The organism is Streptococcus sp. 477 (assembly GCF_013277295.1).
In the GTDB taxonomy this organism is placed as follows: Bacteria; Bacillota; Bacilli; order Lactobacillales; family Streptococcaceae; genus Streptococcus; species Streptococcus pseudopneumoniae.
On the sequence record NZ_VMMQ01000023.1, the window covers coordinates 21,097 to 27,096 of the forward strand.

6 protein-coding genes are annotated in these 6,000 nt (G+C 33.5%); 3 read left to right on the top strand and 3 right to left on the bottom strand.

Translation table 11 applies throughout. The features are described from left to right. Positions 1 to 200 precede the first annotated feature (200 nt). Both HT691_RS04100 and HT691_RS04105 read left to right on the top strand, forming a co-directional pair. Complete coding sequence (locus HT691_RS04100; RefSeq protein WP_138705302.1) at positions 201 to 974, top strand: class I SAM-dependent methyltransferase; 774 nt, start codon at positions 201 to 203, stop codon at positions 972 to 974. A gap of 12 nt (positions 975 to 986) precedes the next feature. After that, a complete protein-coding gene (locus HT691_RS04105; protein ID WP_000800707.1) occupies positions 987 to 1,844 on the top strand; it encodes an Rgg/GadR/MutR family transcriptional regulator in 858 nt (285 codons plus the stop codon). Positions 1,845 to 2,190: 346 nt separating this feature from the next. Here the strand turns inward: HT691_RS04105 and HT691_RS04110 are convergent, their stop codons facing one another. The 3 genes from HT691_RS04110 to HT691_RS04120 all read right to left on the bottom strand — a co-directional run bounded on the left by HT691_RS04110 (position 2,191) and on the right by HT691_RS04120 (position 4,375). After that, positions 2,191 to 2,724: a DUF402 domain-containing protein gene (locus HT691_RS04110; RefSeq protein ID WP_138700228.1), complete on the bottom strand. Its 534-nt coding sequence runs from the start codon at positions 2,722 to 2,724 to the stop codon at positions 2,191 to 2,193. An 88-nt stretch (positions 2,725 to 2,812) separates the two neighbouring features. After that, positions 2,813 to 3,589: a recombination regulator RecX gene (recX, locus tag HT691_RS04115; protein ID WP_023934074.1), complete on the bottom strand. Its 777-nt coding sequence runs from the start codon at positions 3,587 to 3,589 to the stop codon at positions 2,813 to 2,815. Positions 3,590 to 3,598: 9 nt separating this feature from the next. Further along, the gene (locus tag HT691_RS04120) at positions 3,599 to 4,375 is read right to left on the bottom strand and encodes an aminoglycoside 3'-phosphotransferase (RefSeq protein ID WP_001086339.1); all 777 of its coding nucleotides are present in this window, start codon (positions 4,373 to 4,375) and stop codon (positions 3,599 to 3,601) included. Positions 4,376 to 4,431: 56 nt separating this feature from the next. Here HT691_RS04120 and rlmD point away from each other — a divergent pair, with 56 nt between their 5' ends. Continuing rightward, on the top strand, positions 4,432 to 5,787 hold the full coding sequence (gene rlmD, locus HT691_RS04125) for a 23S rRNA (uracil(1939)-C(5))-methyltransferase RlmD (protein ID WP_138704398.1): 1,356 nt from the start codon (positions 4,432 to 4,434) through the stop codon (positions 5,785 to 5,787). Positions 5,788 to 6,000 lie beyond the last annotated feature (213 nt).

The window sequence follows — 6,000 nt, forward strand, 5'->3', positions numbered from 1 at the left end:
ACGGATAAATTAACCGATGCTTTGTTTTTGAGTTAGGAAGTTAAGCATGCTAAACTGAGTCGTAGGAATAAATTTCTTTATAGAAATGTGTTGCAACTCTGTTATAATGGAATATTCCTTTTTTGCATTTATACAACTTATTTAACACTATCTTTATTCTTGTGATATAATGTCAAATTATAGAGTGGAGGTCATTTAAAATGATTGATAAAGTAATTGAACAATATAAAAGTCATGATAATCTTGATATTCGAGTAGAATTGCATAAGAAGTATTCAAAAAATAAATTGGGATTTAATAATTGGATATTTTCTAACTACCAAATAACTGATGAAGTAAAGGTTTTAGAATTGGGATGTGGTACAGGAGAACTGTGGAAAAGTAATAGTGATTCTATAGATAAAATGAAGCAGTTGATTGTTACAGATTTTTCTAAAGATATGGTAAAATCAACGAAGTCAGTGATTGGAAATAGAGACAATATCAACTATGAGATAATGGATATTCAAAAGATTTCTTTTGAGAATGAAACCTTTGATATTGTTATTGCTAATATGCTTCTACATCATGTGAATGATATTCCTAGAGCGCTATCTGAAGTGAATAGGGTCTTAAAAACCGAAGGCATTTTTTACTGTGCTACATTTGGTGAAAATGGAGTTGTAAATTATTTGGCAAATTTATTTAAAGATGAGGTTAATCAAGATTTAGAAAATAAAACGTTTACTTTACAAAATGGTAAAAGGTACCTGAGTAGGTGTTTTAACTCTGTCGATACATTACTCTATGATGATGAGTTACAGGTAACTAGTATAGATGACCTAGTTAAATACATCCAATCGTTTAAAGGAATTTCAGAAATAGGTTCACTAGAAGAGGAAATAATACGTAAAAGATTGGAAACTGAGTTTAATAATGGTATGTTGATCATTCCTAAAGAATATGGTATGTTTATCGCTCGAAAAGAAAGTTAAGGGAATGAAAGTGTGAAAAATTACGGAGAAGCTTTTCGATATTTTAGAAAATTAAACGGATATTCTTTAGAGTATGCTGCAGCTGATTCTATATCAAAATCTCAACTTTCTAGATTTGAAAGGGGAGAAAATGAAATTTCTCTTTCAACGTTTTTTGAATTATTATCAAATATCAATGTTTCGATAGAGAATTTTTGTAATTACCTAGAAAATTATAAAAGATCGGAGTTTGATGATTTTTTGGTTAATTTATCTCCAAATTTTTATAGTTTGAATACTAAAGGATTGGAGGAAATAAAAAATGAGCAACAAAAACTTTTTGAGAAGAGTGGGGAAAAAACTCATAAAATAAATACAATTATGGTTCAGGGATTATTAAATCAGATAGATTGTAATCATGTAGTTAGTAGAGATGATCTAAATTTAGTGTATGACTATTTATTCCAGAAGGAACGATGGGAGTCCTATGAGATAACGCTGATTGGTAATTTATATCATCTTTTTGAAATAGATTATATTTACATGGTCGGAAAAGAAATACTAGAGCGTACACATTATTACGAAAAAATCGGCAAGAATAGAAATTTAGTTGTGTCAGCTTGTTTAAATTTTTGGTTCTGTTGCCTTGAAAATTCACATCTAATATATGCAGACTACTTTGAAATGAAATTAAAAAAATTATTAAAAGATGACACAAAAGTTTTTGAAAAATCTACATTCAAATTTGTAGAAGGATATAAAATATATCTGACTGAATCTAAAGAATCTGGAATTAAACAAATGAACAATGTCATAAAATATTTTGAGTTTATTGAATCTAAAAGTATTGCTTTATATTTTCAAAAACGATTAAATGAGCTGGTAGATTAAATAGCATTTTCTCTGTAAAGATATTATTTTTAAAATGTTGTGCTAAATGATTGATGCTATGTGGAAATAAAAAAATACGAAGTTGACCTGTATTTTTTATACTAATCATCTTCGTATTTTTTGTATTAAATGATATAAGTTTGTTGTAAACTTACAAGGAACAGAGACATTAAAAAATAACAGTATATCTATTTGTTTTATATATTTTACGAATTCTGCATAAATCTCTTTCTAGTAAGGTGTTGTAACTCTGCTATAATGGATTTATTCCTTTTTGTTTTTACACAATTTATTTTACACTACCAAAAAAACAAGGTCAGGATTTTGTTCCTGACCTTTGACAACTTTACCGATTCTTTAGTTCTACATAGCGCTTGTACCAAATGTTGACATAGGCTTCTGAGAAAGGACCACGTCCATTATTAATCCAATCAACAAGAATTTTGACATGTTCTTTTAAAATATAGTCCAAGTCATCAGAATAATTCATTTTGCGTTTGTGACGTTCGTACTCTTCAACGTCCAAGAGACGTTTTTCCCCATCTGTAAAAATTTTAACATCCAAATCGTAATCAATATACTTCAGTGATTCTTCATCCAGATAGTAGGGGCTAGCCATATTGCAATAGTAAGAAGTTCCATTATCACGAATCATGGCAATGATATTAAACCAATATTTCTTGTGAAAGTAAACAATAGCCGGTTCTCGAGTGACCCAACGACGACCATCACTTTCGGTAACAAGTGTGTGATCGTTGACACCAATAATGGCGTTTTCTGTTGTTTTTAGTACCATGGTGTCCCGCCAAGTTCGGTGGAGACTCCCATCATGCTTATAACTTTGAATTGTAATAAAGTCGCCTTCTTTTGGAAGCTTCATAACTAACCAACTTTCTACAATTTATAAGTTTATCATTTACTATTGTACCATAAAATTATCTAAAATCTGTGAATTTCACTTGGAAATATTAAAGATATTCTCTAAGAGCGCTTGCTATATCCGAAAAATCATAGCCCTTTCGTGCTAAAACTTGAGTTAAACGCTGCTTCAGTTCGTATCCTTCATACTTTCTGGCATACTTAGCATATTGCTTATCAAGTTCCTTGAAGATGAGTTCCTGAGTCGTTTCTTGGTCAACTTGACTATCCAATTCGTCAAAGGCAATTTTAGCATCAGAATAAGAGAAGCCCTTGTTAGTCAAGTTCTGGATTATCTTATCTTGCAAGGCACGAGCTGGAAGTTTTCCCTCATATTTTTTCAATAGTTTATTGGCTACACGTTGAGCAACTTCCGAAAAATCAAATTCTTTCAAGTTCTCTTCTATAGTAGATTTTGAAATCCCCTTTTGTGCTAGTTTCTGAGTCAGTACATAAGGCCCCTTGTCTCCTGAAAGTTGATTGGCATTGATGCTAGCATAAGCGTATTGGCTATCATTAATCCAATTATCTTCTTTGAGATTATCAATGACTTGAGAAACGATGTTTTCATCAATATCGTATTTTTTCAGATATTCTCTGACCTCTTTTTCAGTGCGTGCTTTAAAGGATAAATGGTAGAGGGCCAGATTCTTACCATAAGAAAATTGAGCAAAGTCCTGAATCTCTTTCAATTCCTCTTCACTTATAACCTTATCTCTCGATAACATAAAACGAACAATTGTGTCTTCGGTGATATAGCATTTGTCGCCATTATCAAGCTCCATCAGATAGAGTCTTTTTTTCTTTTCAAGTTTTGTGATTTTCATAATTTCCTTTCATCTAAATGCTTCGAAAGCTGCAACAAGTCGGAGTTTATCCATATCTACATATTCTCTACCGTAATAGTCGAGAAATAATTCAGCATACGTAGCATCTTGTAGGTTGTAATGAAGGGACCAAATTGCCCAAAAGAGGTCAATATGTCGGTCACTAAAACCAGCCAATCCCAAGTCAATAAAGCAAGAAAAATGCGAGGCATCCTTCAAGATGAAATTTGGCAGGCAGGCATCTCCATGAATAAAAGCATCAGCTTTGAGAAGGTGACCTTTCTCTTGTATCAGTTGGTAAGCTTCTTCACGACTGTGAATATGAAATTGAGGCAGAAGAGTCTTGTTATAAAAAGTCCCCTCCTGATAGTTTTTTAAGGCTTCTTCTTTATAACGCTTCAGATGATTTTCCGACGGAAAAGATTGTGGTTTAAGACTGTGAAGTTTGTTTAATGCTTGTGCCAGGGTTTGACAGAGTTTTTCGGGTTGATTTAAAAAATCGAGAGCGTTTCTGCCAATGGCTTCTTTGGTCAGAAGGAAGTCCTTTTTTGCTGATAAATAGGTAATCACTGGGTTTCCCAATCCTTCAGTTTCGAACCAAGTTGCAATCTTAGCTTCTTGAGCTAATCTACCTTTTTGATCTATTTTTAAATAGTAACCTGAATCTATATATAGGACAGTTGCACTTGAATGAGAAGAACTATCAGAGAGATTAGCTCCCTTGATATAGCTTCGTAATTGTTCAGGGAAATCTAGTATACTAAAGCGAGGTGTTTTTGAATTCATGCTTTTATTGTAACATATTCTTAAATATCTTAGAAACTCCATGGTATAATAGACCTATGAATCTAAAAATAAAACAAAAAATACCATTAAAAATCAAGCGTATGGGAATTAATGGTGAGGGAATTGGCTTTTATCAAAAAACATTAGTCTTTGTACCTGGAGCTCTCAAAGGAGAAGATATCTACTGTCAGATTACTTCTATTAAACGCAACTTTGTTGAAGCGAAATTATTAAAGGTCAACAAGAAGTCTAAATTCCGCGTTGTGCCAGCTTGTACTATTTATAATGAGTGCGGAGGCTGCCAAATCATGCACCTGCATTATGATAAGCAGCTGGAGTTCAAGACGGACTTGCTTCATCAAGCGCTGAAAAAATTTGCTCCTGCAGGATATGAAAATTATGAAATTCGTCCAACTATTGGAATGCAGGAACCAAAATATTACAGAGCTAAGTTACAATTTCAGACTCGAAAATTTAAAAATCAGGTCAAGGCGGGCTTATATGCACAAAACTCTCACTATTTAGTAGAGTTGAAAGATTGCCTGGTACAAGACAAGGAAACCCAAGTGATTGCTAATCGTCTAGCGGAATTACTTACTTTTCACCAAATTCCAATCACCGATGAGAGAAAAGTTCTAGGTGTTAGGACTATTATGGTTCGACGAGCAAGAAAGACTGGACAGGTTCAGATTATTATTGTTACAAATCGTCAGCTTAATTTAACCCAACTAGTAAAAGACTTAATTAAAGATTTTCCAGAAGTTGTGACAGTAGCTGTGAATACAAATACAGCTAAAACCAGTGAGATTTATGGTGAAAAGACAGAGATTATCTGGGGACAAGAGAATATTCAAGAAGGTGTACTCGACTATGAATTCTCACTATCTCCTCGAGCTTTCTATCAACTAAATCCTGAACAAACAGAAGTTCTTTATAACGAGGCGGTAAAAGCCTTGGATATTGATAAAGAAGACCATTTGATTGACGCTTATTGTGGAGTTGGAACGATTGGATTTGCCTTCGCAAAGAAAGTAAAAACACTCAGAGGTATGGATATTATTCCAGAAGCCATTGAAGATGCCAAGCGAAATGCTAAAAGAATGGGATTTGACAATACTCATTATGAAGCTGGAACGGCAGAAGAGATTATTCCTCGTTGGTACAAGGAAGGCTACCGAGCAGATGCTTTGATTGTTGACCCACCACGTACAGGTCTGGATGATAAGTTATTAGATACTATTCTTACTTATGTACCAGAAAAAATGGTCTATATTTCTTGTAATGTTTCGACCTTGGCTCGTGATTTGGTACGCTTAGTAGAAGTCTATGATCTTCATTATATCCAGTCGGTCGATATGTTCCCACATACAGCTCGAACGGAAGCAGTTGTAAAATTAATTAAAAAATTTTAAAAAAGTAGTGTCAATCGAAAGTGATGATGCCCCAAAAAATGGTGAGATTGAGGGCAATTATTTTGCTTTCATTTGACACGAGGAACCCTTGAAGCTGTTTTTTCAGCTAAACCAAGGCTAGTCTTAGCCTTGGCTCTCCAGCCTCACAGCTCCAAGCCTCTTATCAAATGAAATGCTTGTCTTAGACTCCTTATTTTCTCTCTCCTAAATGTA

What these genes read in the sequence shown, in the direction of transcription:
- recX (WP_023934074.1), bottom strand. Translation starts at nt 3,589, where the DNA reads ATGAAAATCACAAAACTTGAAAAGAAAAAAAGACTCTATCTGATGGAG.
- HT691_RS04100 (WP_138705302.1), top strand. Translation starts at nt 201, where the DNA reads ATGATTGATAAAGTAATTGAACAATATAAAAGTCATGATAATCTTGAT.
- HT691_RS04110 (WP_138700228.1), bottom strand. Translation starts at nt 2,724, where the DNA reads ATGAAGCTTCCAAAAGAAGGCGACTTTATTACAATTCAAAGTTATAAG.
- rlmD (WP_138704398.1), top strand. Translation starts at nt 4,432, where the DNA reads ATGAATCTAAAAATAAAACAAAAAATACCATTAAAAATCAAGCGTATG.
- HT691_RS04120 (WP_001086339.1), bottom strand. Translation starts at nt 4,375, where the DNA reads ATGAATTCAAAAACACCTCGCTTTAGTATACTAGATTTCCCTGAACAA.